The following is a 14,590-nucleotide window of genomic DNA, read 5'->3' on the forward strand; positions in this document are numbered from 1 at the left end:
CACAATGAAAAAACCTGGTACCCATTTACCCAGTAAGAAATCCATAGTAACCATTGCCTTTGGTCTCCTTCTTCTGGCCGGATGCGCTACCCGCACACCCGGTACTAAAACCCAGACCCCTGCCTTTGCCAAAGGCGGCGACATCAGCTGGCTGCCCCAGATGGAGGCCACCGGCTATACTTTTTACAACGACGCGGGTGTAGCACAGGACTGTTTCCAGATCCTGAAAGACCACGGCTTCAATACCGTCCGGCTACGTACCTGGGTGAATCCGTCCGACAACCCCCGGAGCGGCCATAGTAGCAAAGAAGAAACCGTGGCCCTGGCGGTACGGGCTCAGAAGTGGGGCATGCGCGTCATGCTAAACTTCCATTACAGCGACACCTGGGCCGACCCCGGCAAACAAAACAAGCCCAAAGCCTGGGAAGGCCACGACTTCCCCCAGCTTCTGAACGATGTCTACAACTACACCTTTGACGTCATGAGCGCCCTCAAAGCCGCGGGCGTACAGCCCGAATGGGTACAAATCGGCAACGAAACGCCCGGTGGCATGATTTATCCCGAGGGCAGTACGGCCAACTGGCCCCAACTGGCGCAACTGATCAATAAAGGTTACGAGGCTGTAAAAGCCGTGAACCCCCGTTCCAAAATAGTGCTGCACCTGGACCAGGGAAACAACAGCGCCCGGTTCAGAAACTGGTTTGATAACGCCCAAAAGCACGGTGCTAAATACGACGTGATTGGCCTCTCCTACTACCCCTACTGGCTCAAAGGCAAACCCGACTACACCGAGTCCATCGGCGACCTGGGGGCTAACCTCACCGACCTGGCCGCCCGCTACGACAAAGAAGTGATGGTGGTAGAAGTAGGCGGCGAGGATCACAAAGTGCAAAACACCTACGATATGCTGGTGGCGGTGCAGCAGAAAGTAAAGGCGGTACCTAACAACAAAGGCCTGGGGGTACTGTACTGGGAACCCCAGGGTGCCCGGAGCTGGTCGAAATACGGCCTCAGCACCTGGGGCGACGACGGCCGTCCCACCAAAGCCCTGGATGCTTTTCTGGTGGAGTAACTGGTAGTTTCGTGCTTTTTCTATCTTTCTAAATGAAATCATGGCAGTCACCCGGTTTGACCGGGTGACTGTTGTTTAAGCCCGTTTACCATGAAATTAACTATACCTACTCTCCGCCCCCTGCTGGCCCTGGCCATGTTCCTTTGCCTGAGACTTGCTGCCTCCGCCCAGGGAAAACTGGAAGACTACCAGCGCTCAGAGCGGCTTAAGACCCAGTTGAAAGACAAGGTGTACTATGCGCCGCAAAATAGTAGCTGGTCGGCCAGCGGGCAGCGGGGCTGGTACCTGATCCAGACCCCACGGGGCAAGGAATTTATCGCCATTCAACCGGTTACCCAGACCAAAGCGCTGGCCTTTGACCACGAGCAACTGGCCCGGCAGTTGGCCGCAGCTACCCAAAAGCCGGTTGAAGCCTACAAACTTCCGTTTTCGACCTTTACCTACTCTCAGGACGACCAGCAGATTGAATTCCGGGCGGAGGGCTACGTATGGGGCTATACGCTGGCCTCCAAGCAGCTAACCAAAAAAGAACCGATAAGGGACGAAAGCCGCCCCTACTGGGCCAGCAGCCAGAAGGAGCAGTCGACCCGGCCGGTGTACTCACCCGACAGTACCCGCACGGCCTACCTGAAAAATCATAACCTGTACGTTCGCTCCGAAAAATCCAGAGAAGAAATCCAGCTCAGCTTTGATGGCTCCGAAGGCGACTACTATTCTGACCAAATCCGCTGGTCGCCCGATTCGAGGAAAATCGTGACGATGAAGGTGCGGCCCAATGAGAAGCACCTGATCCACTTTGTACGGTCTTCGCCCGACGACCAGCTTCAGCCCAAACTCGAAAACCGCGAGTACCTCAAACCCGGCGACGCGCTGCCCATCCGCCGCCCGCAGCTGTTCCTGCTGGACCAGAACAAACACATTTCCATTGATGACGCTCTGTTCAATCAGGCCTATAACCTGTCGCGGGTGGACTGGCGCAAGGACAGCCAGACCTTTACCTTTGAGTACAACCAGCGCGGCCACCAGCTGTACCGGGTACTGGAGGTAAAAGCTACGGATGGCAGTATACGTCCGCTCATTGAGGAGAAGAGCCCTACCTTCATTGACTACAGCGGCAAGCGCTACCGGCACGACCTGGCCGACGGCAAGCAGATCATCTGGGCCTCCGAGCGGGACGGCTGGAATCACCTGTACCTGTACGATGCAGCAACCGGCAAAGTCAAAAACCAGATTACCAAAGGCGAATGGGTAGTACGGCAAGTGATGAACGTGGACGAAAAGAAGCGGACCGTTACTTTCGCTGCCAGTGGTAAGGTACCCGGCCAGGACCCCTACTTTGTGCAGTACTACCGCGTCAACCTGGACGGCACGGGCCTAGTACCTCTCACTGCTGAAAACGCCAACCATTCCGCCACGTTCTCCCCCGACTATACCTACTTCATCGACAGCTACTCCCGCGTTGATATGCCGCCGGTAACGGTACTTCGCTCGGCTGCCGACGGGAAGGTACTAATGGAGCTGGAAAAAGCCGACATATCGGAATGGCAGAAAACCGGCTGGCGCGCTCCGGAAGTCTTTACGGCCAAAGGCCGCGACAGCACCACCGACATCTGGGGAATCATCATCCGCCCTACCAATTTTGACCCCGCCAAAAAGTACCCCATCATTGAGAACATTTACGCCGGTCCTCACTCGGCTTTCACGCCTAAGTCGTTCATGACCAGCAACCGCTCCATGTTTGAGCTGGCCGAGCTGGGCTTCATCGTGGTGCAGCTCGACGGCATGGGTACCTCCCAGCGTTCCAAGGCTTTCCACGACCTGTGCTGGAAAAATCTCAAAGACGCCGGATTGCCCGACCGCATGCTGTGGCTGAAAGCCGCCGCCCAGAAACACCCCGAACTGGACCTGGACCGGGTGGGGATCTACGGTACCTCGGCCGGTGGACAAAGTTCTACGGGCGCCCTGCTGTTTCATCCTGACTTTTACAAAGTGGCAGTTTCGTCCTGCGGCTGCCACGATAACCGGATGGACAAGATCTGGTGGAATGAGCAGTGGATGGGCTACCCCGTTGGTCCACACTACGCCGAGTGTTCCAACGTGACCAACGCTTCCAAATTACAGGGCAAGCTCCTGCTCATCCTGGGTGAGGTAGACGATAATGTGGACCCCGCTTCCACCATGCAACTCGTCAACGCCCTCATCAAGGCCAACAAAGACTTTGACTTTTTGATGGTACCCAACATGGCCCACTCGTCGGGCGGCGACTACGGCGAGCACAAGCGCCGCGATTTCTTCGTGCGACACCTGCTGGGCGTAGAGCCTCCGGCCTGGACGGAGTTGGAGAAAAAGAGTAATGAAGCGAACCGAGTAAAGCAGGAATAATTCTACTAAACCTTCATGAGCTGACTAACGTCCGCAGGTATTCCTCCGCTGTCATAACCGGAAGCTGTGCTTTCCTGAAATCTTTTTGGTTTCGGGTGATGATGAGGCCGCAGGCTGATTGCAGGGCAGCGTAGTATTGAATGGCATCTTCAAAATCAGTAAAATCTGACAGCAGGGCTTTATCCACCGCCGACTCATCAACCGCCGCCACTTCGGATAGAATTCTAAATTTTCGGAGCTTCTCCCTGGCTATCTCCGTTCCTTCAAATTTCGTCAGGAAATAATTGACCGTAGCGAAAGACAAGGACGAAACGACCAGAGTAACTTTTCCGTAATCTGCAAGCGAGGCCAGTTGAGCCACTGTGTGGTAAAAGGGGGGGCGCTCACCCAGCAAATCCAGCACTACGTTGGTATCCAAAAATAACCGGGAGATAGTCATTTGTATTTCTCTGCTAGGTAATCGCCATAAGTCTTTTTTGTATCCAGGTCAGCTGGTAGTTGTACACCGGTACATAAGTTTTTCACAAAAGGAGAAAGAGGTACTTCATCCTTTGCTTCGGCTTCCTCCTGCGTTACCAGGAGCTGTAAATAGCCCTCAATCAGTTTAGACAGGCTTTTTTGGTGCGCTTCGGCGTAAGCCTTAGCTTTTTCAATTACCTCTTTATCCAGTTTTAGGGTAAGTTTGGTGGTCATAATCTTCTTATTATACGTACAAATATAAAAATACTGTACGTATAATCAAAGGAGTTCCGGTCGAAATTATGGACAATGTCGTAGGGTAGTTTAGTTGAAAATCGTCTTTCAGTTACAAAAGCATTTCCCTACCAAGCCCTTTGATTTTTGCTCTGATGAAGACTCCATCTATCCAGTTAGTACTTTTATTTTTCGTGGCCGTTATCGGCTGTGTGTCCACCGCCTTCGCCCAGACTCCCGTCTGGACCCGTTACGAACAGGGGTTCACCAGCAGCAAAGACTACGAAAACCCCATTTATAACGTCAAGAACTTCAGCGTGCGCTTCACCTCCCCCAGCGGCCGCACCAAAAATATCAATGGTTTCTGGGATGGGGTCCGCAACTGGAAGGTACGTATAGCCCCCGACGAAACCGGTAGCTGGACCTGGGAAACCCTCTGCTCCGATACCACCAACACCGGACTGCACCGTCAGAAGGGTACCTTTCAGGTAAGCGCCAATACGAGCAAGCACGACATTTACCAGCACGGAAGCATCATACGGCCCCGCGGCAGCTATCACCTCACCCACGCCGACGGTACCCCCTTTTTCTGGACTGCCTGCACCGCCTGGAACGGTACACTCAAATCCACCGAAGCCGAGTGGGATACCTACTTGGCCCAGCGCGCGCAGAACGGCTACAGTGTCATCCAGTTTGTGACCACCCAGTGGCGCGGCGGCGACAAGAACAGCCGTGGTGAAGTGGCCATCGAGGGTAGTGGCAAGATTAAAATCAACCCTTCCTTCTTCCAGCACCTCGACGGCAAGGTGGACAAGATCAACGAATACGGCTTGGTGGCGGCACCGGTGTTGCTGTGGGCGCTGCCAACTTTTCAGGGTCGCGAACTGAGCCCCGGCTACTACCTGCCCGAGGAAGAGGCCATTCTGCTGGCCCGCTACATGGTGGCTCGCTACGGCGGCAATCAGGTGATCTGGATTCTGGGTGGCGACGGCAAGTATACCGACCAGTACGAGCAGCGCTGGAAAAGCATCGGGCGCGGCGTGTTCGGCGATGAGCACGGGAACGCCCGACCGCCGGGCGTAGTAGCCCAGCACCCCGGCGGCGGCTCCTGGATCGGCGAGGTCTACGCCAACGAACCCTGGCTGGATATTGTAGGCTACCAGTCGGGTCATAACCGCTCAGACCGGGCCGTAAATTTTATGACTAAAGGCCCCGTAGCCCGTATGTGGGACAAACTGCCGGCCCGTGCACTCATAAACATGGAGCCGGTCTACGAAGAAACCAGCCCGAACATCAAAGCCATTGATATCCGGAATGCCAGCTACTGGAGTATCCTCAACGCCCCCACCGCCGGAATTACCTACGGCGCCTACGGTCTCTGGCCCTGGCTGCGCAAAGGCGAGGATATCCTGAACCACGCCAGCAAAGGCGAAGGCATGAGCCGCTGGGACGAGAGCATCAAGCTACCCGGCAGCCTACAGGTAGGGTACCTGGCCCGGTTCATGAAGCAATTGGAATGGTGGAACCTCAAACCCGCCCCCGACCTGCTGGTAGCCCAGCCCGGAGACAAGCAGGCCAACCACTTCGTATCGGTATCCCGCACCGACGACGGCAACACCCTCGTCGCCTACCTGCCTACGTCTACCCCTATTCAACTCTATAACCCCTCCAACACTACCTACAGTGCGCAATGGTTCAATCCGGTGAGTAATCAGACTACGGCGGGTAAGGTACAGACCAGTAAGGGAGTACTTACCGCTACTCCTCCGGCGGGTGGTGAGGACTGGGTTCTGGTGCTAAAAAAATAAATTTAGCAGATAAACTATATAACCTTCTTCAGTGACTCCGCAAGTACCGTTTGATAAAATTATAACCTTTATGGTATTAGCTAATGGTATTTTTTGAAACTTGGTGGTATGATTATAATCCAAACAGCTATCAGGCAAGAAAAACATCATAACTTACTATCGCATATTACGCTTGGCATTCTCTCGAGGTGGGATTGATTCTCCTTAATCACAGACTTTTACTGGCGGCATTACTAAGCTGCGATCTATTTCAATCATTTTGTTATCTTATGACTATAAAATTTCTTCAGGCTCGCAATGGGGACTGTATTCATATACGCTTCAAAGTACATGAAGCATATATGAATATTCTCATAGATGGTGGCACTTCTCGTGCGTATGAGTTCAAGAATGCCAAGCAACGGTGGGAAGACGGAGAATTAAAGCTGCTCATTGCTACCATCAAGGAAAGGGGAGAAAAGATTGACCTGTTGATCTTGACTCATGTAGATGATGATCACATTGGTGGAATCTTGAAATGGTTGGGCAAGGACCAAGAGGCACATCTACTGATTGGCAGCGTATGGTTCAACTCCGGACGACTCATCAATGAATATTTTAATGAGTCTGAGGTAGAAGAAAACTTAATCAAATTAGAAGTGACCGATCCATCCAACCCGGACACCAGTATTAGGCAAGGCGTTGTATTTGAGAATTATATCACTAAATACGGCATATGGAAAAGACAGTTGATTATAGCAGGCGATAAAAAAGAAGCGCAGGGTATAACCTTTTATATACTTTCACCCAATGAGGAAAAATTGCAAAGTCTGCGAAGAAAATGGGATAGGGAAACCCCCTCAACTGATACTGGAGGTGGTACTGATGATTACCATCATACGTTGAAAGCACTTATAGAAAGTGACCTCTTTACCGAAGATACTGCACCGCACAATGGATCTTCGATTGCTTTTTTGTTGCGCTACCAAAATACAGATTGTCTTTTCTTGGCTGATGCTCATCCATCGATAGTAGTTGAATCGCTCAAGAATTTGGGCTTTTCAAAAGAAAAACCGGTGCAGGCAGCGCTAGTCAAACTATCCCACCATGGAAGCAAAGCTAATAGCAGTACCGCTATGTTCGATATGATTGAATCAAATACTTTTGTCATCAGTACCAATGGAGATGTCCACAATCATCCAGATAAACAGTTATTGGCTCGACTGATTAGCCATTACCCGAAAGCAACGCTCTATTTTAACTATTCACAGGTAATTTCAAAGGTCTTTACCGAGCAGGATTACCAAGACTTTCCGGATTTCCGTCCTTTGTCCTGTCAAAACGAAGAGTTTACATATGACCATTGACCAACTACAGGAATACATTGTTTGTGTGCACACCGGCAGCGGCTGTCTGTTTCAACCAATGACAGAGGAGCAATGTTCTTATGTATTAACCGCCAAACATATTTTTATTGAAGCCGGGGAACTCACCACAAAAGAGATCCTCATCAGCCGTAGTCGTTTGGGAGAAGGAGGACCTGAATTACACAAAATATCATTTGGCACTTTACATAAAGGCGTTAACTATTTTCCGCATCCAGATAAAGACATTGCCATCCTTAAGATTGAAAAGCAAGATGGGCTTGACTATCTCATTAGGGCCGATGACGTGTTGACAGATCGTAAAGGTTACTTTCTGTCAGGCTATCCTTATATCCGCCGCAATACCTCCACGCCTATTCCTGAATGGTACCGCAACAATGAAGACGTGGTAATCAAGGAACAGAAAGGTGAATTTAGGGAGGCTCGGGTGGAGGGAGCACCAAATCACGAGGAAATCAAAGGACAGTCTGGTGGGGGCATCCTCAAAATAAAAGGAAAATATCTGTTGCTAGCAGGTGTACAGAACCGGATGGTTCCCGGAAACGAGCAGTTAGGAAATATTTTATTTTCTCCGTTATGCAGCTTTGATGAAATTATCCTACTATACTCTAGTGAACTGACAACTCTCTGTGCTCCCTACATGCGGTGTTTTTCTTATCTGAAGGACTATGTATTTAACTTGCAGGCCGGCTTGTATACAGATGACGTGGCTTATGCTATTGAGTACTTAAAGACCAGAACAGTTCAGATTGTCCAGAGTAAGACAACACCCTATTTTATAAAAGAGTTTTTCAACATCAAGTTATTAATCAACCAACAACCACAGGAAGTACTTCAAACTAGAAATATTTGGATCGCTTGGCTTGAATTCCTTATCATCCTCAACATTGCCAAGGAAAAAGTGCACAGTAGTGAAGAGCTGGAAGAAGTTTTCAATTCCTTTCGAATGCTATTTTCCAATACTGAGGGTGATTGGTCGGGGGAACTACAAAACATTCTTTATTCTGATTTCCGCGGACTCCGCGAAAATGGGCTGGTAGTCATTGGGACACCGAACCCGCCACACAATGATGGATATGAACTTCCATATGGTATTCCGCTGATCACCCAAGTTAAGAGACAAACTGATAGATCAAAGCTGAAAATAGATGACGGCATTAGTTACCCTTTTGATAAATTTCGATTTGTACACCTTGACTACTTTAAGAATAAAACCATTTCCAAAAAATACCTAGAATACCGAGACATCAACAACGACATAGAGCTATTGGCAAAACTAAAAAACGAGTATGAGCAATTATTCAAAACTGACTGATAGCCTTCATGCATTTATTCGGCAAACTTTTCCGAATGTGCAATGTCATATTGAGCATACAGAATACCAAGGTACCATTCATTCCTTTTTCCTGCAGTGTTCCACATCGCAGGTACTAGAAGAAGAATGGCAATCTTTGTCTAATGCCATTGCCTTTCACTACCAGTCCAAGATTGAGTCTGAGTTTGAACGCTGGAACTTCTACCTGTTTTATCTTGTCGACACGCTAGTTAACCGTGGCTTGAAATTCAGGATTGAAAATGATCCTATATCCAGCCGTAAGATTGTTATTGATAATTTTAAGGGTACACTTACACCTCCTGACATCAAGGATATAATTGACGAGCATATCACTAACCGGAATGTTCTCTTCACACTACCAAAGGTCAACATGAAATCATCAAGAGCCGGTTTCGGAAAAAACGAATTACTGGCGCAGGCCATTGCTACTGTTCCTCGTACCGGAAATAAGAAAAAGATAGATGATGTATCGGTACAGATACTAAAAACCATTGAAACACATTTTATCAATGAAATTCAAAAAAGTTGAGATTCAGGCATTCAGGGCTTATGCACATGTAGCGGATGGCACCTTCGATTTTGAGCTAACACCAAATGAGTATGCGGATTTCGTTTCAATCTATGCCCCCAACGGCTTTGGAAAAACCTCTTTCTACGATGCTGTTGAATGGGGCTACACTAAAAATATCCACCGCTTTCTGCGCAAACACAAGTTTAACTTAGAAGTCGCAAAATCCGAAAAAAATATTAATGAACTTGAGCAGCAATATATCCTTAAAAATAGGGATGCCACTGACCTAGAAGGATTTGTTAGGCTGTACACCACCGCATCGGACTCTCCCATCGAAAACAAGATCGAAATAAAACGGAAGGGTAGCATAGATTATAAATTCAAGGAAAAAGAGACAGTTCGATCATATTTTCAACAGGTGATTTTATCACAGGAATGGATCGATGCATTTTTAAAAGAAGATAACGGCAGTGATCGGTACCGCACCTTCATTGATTATTTCGGTGATATGGAACTCGACCAGTATTACCGTGATCTTATCTCACTTTTGAGAACAAACGAAAACACCATTACAAGTTTACAGGAGCAGCTAAAAGGCCTTCAACTAGAACTGACATTTGATGGCGATACTGAGATCCTCACCAAGATCAATGAGCAGATTAGCAAAGCCAATCAGCTAGGAGTGAACTTGCCACTACTGGAAGGCAGCCCAACTGAAAAAGACTTGCTTCATTTTACAAATATTATATCAGAAAAGCAAAACGAAGCCAACTTTTCTATGCAACGTGATGAGCAGAGCATTTCTTTCATTGAAACGGCTTTCATCGGTGATAACAGCACACCAAATATCGATAAATACTTTCAATTAAAGCAGCTATTGGAGGAACTGGAAAAAACAGAGGAATTGATGGCTGATCTGTTGAAAGACTTTAAGCAAAAGCAGGAAGTACAACAAGCAGTCGCTGTTGTCAACGAAAAGACAAAGCTAACGTTAAAGGCAAGAGATGAGCTTACAAGACTGATGGCATCTTTCCCACTGTACAGCGAAGTTGTTCGGCAGATTCAACTCAATGAAAAGCAACAAGCTGAAAACAATCTAATAATCAAACAACTGGAAGAGAAACTGGCTGTATTGAGATTGGAAGACACAGACATACAAGTAAAAATAGCAAACCAACTAAAACAGCTTCAAGATCTTACACAGAAAATTAATGATCTTCCCTTAAAGGAGGAGATTATGATAAAACTCAAAATTAACACTACTGATCTGTTAAAGAAAAAGGAAGTTATCCAGGCGGACATTGAACTCGTAAAGGAAGAGGTGAATCGTTTAGCAAAGGAAAGGACAACTTTGCAAATAGCGCTCAGTCAATTGCAGAACGAACAGCTGACTGAGCTATCACCTGAGATCTTGGCATCATACCAAGATCCAGTAGCAGAGATCCACCAGATCGAGACTTCAGAAGAAGATCTGGCTCAAGAAATTTTATCACTGGATGAACTTATTCAGAGACAAAACAGCCTTATTTCAGATTTAGAACAATTCATTGCAAAAGGAATTGAGATAATTCATAGCACCCGAGCATCATCCTGTCCTCTGTGTACCTATGCCTTTGAAAGTTATGATGCGTTGGCAAGAACCCTGTCCAACAATAAGGTACTTCCAAGTCAACTTATGTCTTACCTACAACAAAAGGCAGTTGTAGAGACAAGCCTTCTAGCAATAAGAATAAATAAAAAAGAGTGCTTATCTGGGTTGATCGATACCATTTCTGGCCATCTTACACAACTTGATATACCCTGGCGAGAAGCAGAGGAAACTTTAGCCAATCAGATGCTGCAGGAGTTAATGCTAGAAGATAGACTTAAGCTTCTTTCAGAAGAGTCGCTAAAGATACAGACCTATTTTGGAAGCAGCGATCCGGAAACATACAAAGAAAAGCTGCAGTATGAATTGGAAGTAAACAAAAAAGTAATCGAATCAATGTATGCAGAGCAGTCAAAACTATCCAAGGAAATCGACCAGGATTCGGAGCAGCTCGAATTGCTGACCAAACACCTATTAATGCGGAAGGAAACGTTAACGACTCTTGCGGCTGACAGTACATATAATCAGGTATTACTTTTTCATCAAAAATGGTTTGAAACTCAGTCTTTTTCAGAAAAGTTATACGAACAAAGATTAGTTAATTTGGAAAGCAAACTACTCAGTCATCAAGAAGAGGTAAATGTCTTACATCAGCGACAAGCAGCTATTGAAAGTAATTTAAAAAACAATGACCAAAAAAGTTGTGAAGAGCAATTGCAGGCCATCCAATCCCAAAAAAAAATATTACAACGGGAGCTGGTTTCTTTTGAACAATTCGTCGAGTCGAAGCTGAGTATACAAGTGAGCGGTGCTTCACGTAAGCAAATAGAAAAAATGTTAAATGAAAGACGTTTTAAAATAAAGGAAAACACCACCATCCAAGATAAACTGAATGAGCATTATTCCTTGTTGCTGCAGTTAAAAGAAAATGTGCTACCTTATTTAAAATTTGAAAGAGCCAAACAAACTGACATAGAGATCCGCAAACGTATTAAGCTACTCAAATTAAAAGTAAAGCCTGAACTAGAAGTAGAAAAGAAAAAAGTGTCATCATTCATTGATGAGCAGATTAAATCTTTCTTTTATGAAGACCTGATCAATGATATCTATCGGAAGATGGATCCCCACCCTGAGTACAAACAGATTAAATTCATTTGCGATTTCACTGACGATAAGCCACAACTGAATGTGAGTGTCACCAATAAAGATCAGGATCGTTTCCTAATTCCTAATCTTTATTTCAGCACAGCACAATTAAACATTCTTAGCCTAAGCATATTCCTAGCAAAAGCACTGAATGCATGTGATGAAAAAGAAAATCCAGTAGATTGTATTTTCATTGATGATCCTATTCAATCTATGGATAGTATAAATGTGCTTTCTACTATCGACTTACTAAGAAGTATCGTGGTTAATAGCAAAAAGCAAATTATTCTGTCTACTCATGATGAGAACTTTCATCAACTCCTACAGAAGAAGCTTCCACCTGGCTTATTTAAGTCAAAATTTATTGAATTAGAAACGTTTGGCAAAGTTAAAAGATAAAATAATTATAACAGAAAGAGGCAATACAGAAAATGTAAAGCAAATTTTGGTAGTGGTAAATTCAAAGGTGATTACAGGTTTGTTAGTGCATCAATTGTATCGACATAACAAAGCATAAGCCCTAGCAGAAGCTATTTTAATACAAAGAAAATAAATACGGTTACCAGATAATTTACTACCACCAACCAAACAGGGTGCGTACACAGATATGTCGTCTGCAATTCAGAGGCTTATAATAGCATATTTGTTCTGATTCGATGAAATACTAAAATGAATAAATCAATCCTGGTTATTGCACTTTGCTTTCTAACAACCATAACCAGAGCGCAAAGCCCTGTACCTGTTAAGCCAAGAATACTAATAAGTACAGATATAGGTGGCACTGACCCTGATGACAATCAATCCATGGCCCATTTGCTGATGTATAGCAATCAGTTTACGATGGAGGGTCTTGTTTCGTCCCCTTCCTACGGTACAGGGAGTAAAGGAGAGATCTTACGTATGATTAGTCTGTACGAAAAAGATTTGCCACAACTCCGGAAGCATAACAAAGGTCTGGCGGCACCCGACTACCTGCGTTCAATAACAAAACAAGGCAGACTGGGAGGAGCACCATACAAAGGGTACATGGAGGCCACCGAAGGCTCGGAGTGGATTATTAAATGTGCAAAAAAGGAAAGTCCACAACCACTTTGGATATTAGTTTGGGGTGGTTTGGATGATTTGGCACAGGCACTACATGATGAACCCGGAATTCAGAGCAGGATAAAAGTGTATTGGATCGGAGGCCCCAACAAAAAGTGGAGTGCGAATAGTTACGCCTATATCGCTGAGAACTTCCCAGGACTCTGGTTCATTGAAGTCAATTCAAGCTACTACGGATTCTTTTCTAATAATGATGCCCTGGATAGAATAGAAGGTTCAGATTATTATGATCGATATATAAGTGGAGCTGGGTACTTGGGAAAAGACTTTAAAAATTACTACAAGGGTGAAATCAAAATGGGAGATACGCCTTCCCTTCTTTATATGATGGATGGAAATCCTGATGATCCCACGCGGGAAAGTTGGGGTGGAAGTTTTGAGAAGTTCAATCACAGCCCCCGTATTGTTATTAATGGAACAACAAGTTTAGAGGATACGGTAGCTTTTTGTTCTATTCTTGAATTTCATTTCAAAGGTCCTGAAATGGACATCCCGGCAGATTCAGTTTGCTTTTGGATGGAGGTCCCTTATGAGAAGACAGTGCAAAAGTGGCCAGGATACTATCGTGGCAACGGAGACTATGCCCTCAGATATATACCTAAAAAAGCTGAAACACTAAAATATAGATTCACTTCTCTTATCTCTGAACTCGACGGGCATGAGGGGACCATTGTAGTTGACAACTACTGGCCCGGCAAAAAGCATACAACTGATTATAAACTGGGAGATAACTGGTATACGGATAAATCCGACCCAGACCTGTACGATGGAAAGATACAGGGAGGAAAAACAATCCTGAAATGGAAAAATGATGCTTTACTGGATTGGGCAAAACGTTGGGACTGGCTAAGGAAGAATAAGTAAAGACCAACACCTTGGGTTGACAGTATTCAAGTAGCCAGTCATGAAGTAGATCCTGAATCCCGACTCACTAAAAGCTGCAAAAGATATGATGGAAGGCGTTCCTAAAGAATCGAAATCAGAATTTGAGTGAGCTATGTTTTTTGCGGTGTGGGGATTTGTAATAATGACCTTACCATCGCTGTATGTGAGCATCAAGAGAATCCGTGAGAAGAAAGAAATAATTAAAAATCAGACCTACGATACGGCAACAATAGTTAATATCGAAAAAGTACACAAGTCCAGGGCCTCGATACTTTTTATAAGGTTCCACTACCAGTACTCTTACCAGGGCCAGATTTTTAAAGACTATCGCGATTATAAATACCAACGCTATTTTGTCCATTTTACAGAGGACAAATGGAAGCACGTAGAAGGCAGGGCCTTTCCTGTTATTCTTTCTTCAGAAGATCCGTCCAAAAACAGTATATTGATGTTTTGGTCCGATTTCGCTAAATACAGTCTCCCTTTTCCGGATTCGCTAAAATGGAGCGAAAAAATCTTTTATAATAAATGACAAATGTATATAAGAGGTTCGGCTAAACCGATAAATTTCTCAAATTGCCCCATGAAATGGCCGGAGGCCTGGGGTACTTCTCGTAGGTACCTTAAGAGCCTAGTTTTACCGCCAGCGGCCACACGATGCTGCGGCACAACGAGCTAATCGAATTATTCACAAACCCCAG

The 14,590-nt window shown here is 45.9% G+C and carries 10 protein-coding genes; 8 read left to right on the forward strand and 2 right to left on the reverse strand.

The window, feature by feature from the left end; translation table 11 throughout:
- Window positions 1-4 precede the first annotated feature (4 nt).
- Both VGN67_RS18700 and VGN67_RS18705 read left to right on the forward strand, forming a co-directional pair.
- Window positions 5-1,072, forward strand: coding sequence for a glycoside hydrolase family 53 protein (locus tag VGN67_RS18700; RefSeq protein ID WP_327488384.1), 1,068 nt, complete (start codon window positions 5-7; stop codon window positions 1,070-1,072).
- 90 nt (window positions 1,073-1,162) lie between these two features.
- Window positions 1,163-3,454, forward strand: a complete 2,292-nt coding sequence (locus VGN67_RS18705) for a S9 family peptidase (protein WP_414717347.1) — start codon at window positions 1,163-1,165, stop codon at window positions 3,452-3,454.
- Between the two features lie 13 nt (window positions 3,455-3,467).
- Here VGN67_RS18705 and VGN67_RS18710 read toward each other — a convergent pair whose 3' ends face one another.
- Together VGN67_RS18710 and VGN67_RS18715 are read right to left on the reverse strand one after the other, a co-directional pair.
- A complete protein-coding gene (locus VGN67_RS18710; protein WP_327488385.1) occupies window positions 3,468-3,893 on the reverse strand; it encodes a PIN domain-containing protein in 426 nt (141 codons plus the stop codon).
- Window positions 3,890-4,147 carry a DUF6364 family protein gene (locus tag VGN67_RS18715; protein WP_327488386.1) on the reverse strand — a complete coding sequence of 86 codons (258 nt, stop codon included), beginning with the start codon at window positions 4,145-4,147 and terminating at the stop codon, window positions 3,890-3,892. The genes VGN67_RS18710 and VGN67_RS18715 overlap by 4 nt, the downstream gene beginning before the upstream one ends.
- Window positions 4,148-4,302: 155 nt before the next feature.
- On the opposite strand from VGN67_RS18715, the gene VGN67_RS18720 reads away from it, so the two are divergent.
- The 6 genes from VGN67_RS18720 to VGN67_RS18745 all read left to right on the forward strand — a co-directional run bounded on the left by VGN67_RS18720 (window position 4,303) and on the right by VGN67_RS18745 (window position 13,868).
- Window positions 4,303-5,955: a DUF4038 domain-containing protein gene (locus VGN67_RS18720; RefSeq protein WP_327488387.1), complete on the forward strand. Its 1,653-nt coding sequence runs from the start codon at window positions 4,303-4,305 to the stop codon at window positions 5,953-5,955.
- 341 nt (window positions 5,956-6,296) lie between these two features.
- Window positions 6,297-7,301, forward strand: a complete 1,005-nt coding sequence (locus VGN67_RS18725; protein WP_327488388.1) for a ComEC/Rec2 family competence protein — start codon at window positions 6,297-6,299, stop codon at window positions 7,299-7,301.
- On the forward strand, window positions 7,291-8,634 hold the full coding sequence (locus VGN67_RS18730; RefSeq protein ID WP_327488389.1) for an ABC-three component system protein: 1,344 nt from the start codon (window positions 7,291-7,293) through the stop codon (window positions 8,632-8,634). Before VGN67_RS18725 ends, VGN67_RS18730 begins: the two co-directional genes overlap by 11 nt.
- Window positions 8,609-9,184, forward strand: a complete 576-nt coding sequence (locus VGN67_RS18735) for an ABC-three component system middle component 1 (protein WP_327488390.1) — start codon at window positions 8,609-8,611, stop codon at window positions 9,182-9,184. The genes VGN67_RS18730 and VGN67_RS18735 overlap by 26 nt, the downstream gene beginning before the upstream one ends.
- Window positions 9,147-12,299, forward strand: a complete 3,153-nt coding sequence (locus VGN67_RS18740; RefSeq protein ID WP_327488391.1) for an AAA family ATPase — start codon at window positions 9,147-9,149, stop codon at window positions 12,297-12,299. The genes VGN67_RS18735 and VGN67_RS18740 overlap by 38 nt, the downstream gene beginning before the upstream one ends.
- Window positions 12,300-12,569: 270 nt before the next feature.
- Window positions 12,570-13,868: a nucleoside hydrolase-like domain-containing protein gene (locus tag VGN67_RS18745; protein ID WP_327488392.1), complete on the forward strand. Its 1,299-nt coding sequence runs from the start codon at window positions 12,570-12,572 to the stop codon at window positions 13,866-13,868.
- The last annotated feature ends 722 nt before the right edge of the window (window positions 13,869-14,590 follow it).

The organism is Telluribacter sp., assembly GCF_035998675.1.
Classification (GTDB): domain Bacteria; phylum Bacteroidota; class Bacteroidia; order Cytophagales; family Spirosomataceae; genus Telluribacter.

Coding starts and splice junctions, on each gene's coding strand:
- VGN67_RS18735 (WP_327488390.1), top strand. CDS start 8,609: ATGAGCAATTATTCAAAACTGACTGATAGCCTTCATGCATTTATTCGG.
- VGN67_RS18710 (WP_327488385.1), bottom strand. CDS start 3,893: ATGACTATCTCCCGGTTATTTTTGGATACCAACGTAGTGCTGGATTTG.
- VGN67_RS18700 (WP_327488384.1), top strand. CDS start 5: ATGAAAAAACCTGGTACCCATTTACCCAGTAAGAAATCCATAGTAACC.
- VGN67_RS18715 (WP_327488386.1), bottom strand. CDS start 4,147: ATGACCACCAAACTTACCCTAAAACTGGATAAAGAGGTAATTGAAAAA.
- VGN67_RS18745 (WP_327488392.1), top strand. CDS start 12,570: ATGAATAAATCAATCCTGGTTATTGCACTTTGCTTTCTAACAACCATA.
- VGN67_RS18725 (WP_327488388.1), top strand. CDS start 6,297: ATGAATATTCTCATAGATGGTGGCACTTCTCGTGCGTATGAGTTCAAG.
- VGN67_RS18730 (WP_327488389.1), top strand. CDS start 7,291: ATGACCATTGACCAACTACAGGAATACATTGTTTGTGTGCACACCGGC.
- VGN67_RS18720 (WP_327488387.1), top strand. CDS start 4,303: ATGAAGACTCCATCTATCCAGTTAGTACTTTTATTTTTCGTGGCCGTT.
- VGN67_RS18705 (WP_414717347.1), top strand. CDS start 1,163: ATGAAATTAACTATACCTACTCTCCGCCCCCTGCTGGCCCTGGCCATG.